Source organism: Streptomyces sp. ATLC9 (assembly GCF_057196705.1).
The window spans coordinates 1-2659 of the sequence record NZ_JBXUOY010000442.1; the positions used below are offsets into that span (position 1 = coordinate 1).

The window sequence follows — 2659 nt, forward strand, 5'->3', positions numbered from 1 at the left end:
ACCGGGGTACGGGTGCGCGGCGCGCGCTCCTCGGCGGCGGTGTCGGCCGCCCCGCGGCCGCGCCCCCTGCCGCGTCCCCCGGTCTCGCCCAGGTCCTCGACCTCCTCGGCCGCGAGCCCGGCGCGGGTGCGCTCGGCGCGCGGCAGTATCCCCTTGGTGTCCTCGGGGATGTCCAGTGCCTCGTACAGGTGCGAGGAGGTGGAGTACGTCTCCGGCGGGTCGTTGAAGTCCAGGTCCAGCGCCTTGTTGATCAGCTGCCAGCGAGGGATGTCGTCCCAGTCGACGAGGGTGACGGCCGTACCCGTGTTGCCCGCGCGGCCGGTGCGGCCGATGCGGTGCAGGTAGGTCTTCTCGTCCTCCGGGGTCTGGTAGTTGATCACGTGCGTGACGCCCTCGACGTCGATGCCGCGGGCGGCGACGTCGGTGCAGACGAGCACGTCGATCTTCCCGTTGCGGAAGGCGCGCAGCGCCTGCTCGCGCGCCCCCTGCCCGAGGTCGCCGTGCACCGCGCCCGCGGCGAAACCGCGGCGCGAGAGCTGGTCGGCCACATCGGCCGCCGTCCGCTTGGTGCGGCAGAAGATCATCGCCAGCCCGCGGCCGGTGGCCTGCAGAATCCGGGAGACCGTCTCCACCTTGTCCAGCGAGTGCGCCCGGAAGACGTGCTGCGCGGTGTTGGCCACCGTCGCGCCCTCGTCGTCCGGCGCGGTGGCGCGGATGTGGGTGGGCTGTGACATGTAGCGACGGGCCAGGGAGATGACCTGTCCCGGCATGGTCGCGGAGAACAGCATCGTCTGCCGCTTGACGGGCAGCTGCTGGATGATCTTCTCGACATCCGGCAGGAAGCCGAGGTCGAGCATCTCGTCGGCCTCGTCCAGCACCAGCGTGCGGATGTGCGCCAGGCTCAGCTTGCGCTGGCCGGCCAGGTCGAGCAGACGGCCCGGGGTGCCGACGACCACGTCGACGCCCTTCTTCAGGGCCTCGACCTGGGGCTCGTAGGCGCGGCCGCCGTAGATCGCCAGCACCCGGACGTTGCGGACCTTGCCCGCGGTCAGGAGGTCGTTGGTGACCTGCTGGCACAGCTCGCGGGTGGGGACGACCACGAGCGCCTGCGGGGCGTCGGTCAGCTGGTCCTGCGTGGCCCGGCCGGCTTCGACGTCGGCCGGGACGACGACGGACTCCAGGAGCGGCAGACCGAAGCCGAGGGTCTTGCCGGTGCCGGTCTTGGCCTGGCCGATGACGTCCGAGCCGGACAGTGCGACCGGGAGGGTCATCTCCTGGATGGGGAACGGGGACGTGATGCCGACGGCTTCCAGGGCCTCGGCGGTCTCGGGAAGGATCCCGAGCTCTCGGAATGTGGTGGTCAGGATGCTTGCCTCTTCCGTGAGACGCGGAACGGGGGAGCGAGGGCGCACCCCAGGGGAGCGGGGTGGGTCGTACCGCGCCGTACGCCGGCTGCCTGTCGGGCGGCCTCGCGGCGCGGGACCACGGGCTCTCGCTCAAGCGCTCGTACCGCGCGAGCGGGCCCCTCACCGCGGCCCGTGCGGAACACCCGGCTGCGTGTCTCCACAGCCGGCACTCCGCATACGGTCCGCGTGGAGGGCGGTCGTGTCGGAGCCGATCGGGCCACCGACCGGGCATCCGTTGCGGGTCCGGGGAACGCCCCCGGGACCCGGATAACACAGTATGCGCAGAACCCGCTGTCGGGAAGCGGGCCTGAATATCACTGTACCCCCTGATCCCGCATCCGCACCCGGCCGATCTTCGGCTCCGGGCCGTCCGGAAGGCCGTCCCGGACCGCGCCGGACGCCTCCCGGGCAGGTCGGACGGCTTGGCAGCGGGCTATTGTGCCCGGCATGGAGACGTCTGACACATCCCCCGCCGGCCCCGAGGAACCCGAGAGCACGGAGAGGGCCGGAGGCACCGAGGAGACCGCCGTCCGGGACTGGGCCGGAGCCTCGGCCGACCCCCGGTACCGTGCGGCGGTCGTGGACCTGCTGGGCGCGCTGGCCTACGGGGAGCTGGCCGCGTTCGAACGGCTCGCGGAGGACGCCAAGCTGGCCCCGACCCTCGTGGACAAGGCGGAACTGGCCTCCATGGCGTCGGCGGAGTTCCAGCACTTCGAGCGGCTGCGCGGCCGGCTCGCGGAGATCGGCGAGGACCCCGCGGCGGCCATGGAGCCGTTCGCCGCGGCGCTGGACGAGTTCCACCGCCAGACCGCGCCGTCGGACTGGCTGGAGGGCCTGATCAAGGCGTACGTCGGCGACTCGATCGCCTCCGACTTCTACCGGGAGGTCGCCGCCCGCCTCGACTCCGACACCCGCGCGCTGGTGCTGGGCGTGCTGGACGACACCGGGCACTCCGGCTTCGCGGTGGAGAGGGTGCGCGGGGCCATCGAGGCCGACCCCCGTGTCGGCGGCCGGCTCGCCCTGTGGGCCCGCCGTCTGATGGGCGAGGCGCTGTCGCAGGCCCAGCGGGTGGTCGCAGACCGGGACGCGCTGTCGATGATGCTGGTCGGCGGGGTCACCGCGGGGTTCGACCTGGCCGAGGTCGGGCGGATGTTCTCGCGGATCACCGAGGCCCACACCAAGCGCATGGCCGCGCTGGGACTGGGCTCGTTGGGCCTGGACGACCTGGTGGCGGAGCTCTCCGCGCTCTGAGC

Annotated in this window: 2 protein-coding genes; one reads left to right on the forward strand and one right to left on the reverse strand. The window is 72.7% G+C overall.

Annotation, left to right across the window (positions count from 1 at the left end; all coding sequences use genetic code 11):
- On the reverse strand, positions 1-1412 hold a 1412-nt coding region (locus AC2CJA_RS26015; RefSeq protein ID WP_484605116.1), incomplete at its 3' end, for a DEAD/DEAH box helicase.
- 441 nt (positions 1413-1853) lie between these two features.
- Here AC2CJA_RS26015 and AC2CJA_RS26020 point away from each other — a divergent pair.
- A complete protein-coding gene (locus tag AC2CJA_RS26020) occupies positions 1854-2657 on the forward strand; it encodes a ferritin-like fold-containing protein (protein ID WP_484605117.1) in 804 nt (267 codons plus the stop codon).
- The last annotated feature ends 2 nt before the right edge of the window (positions 2658-2659 follow it).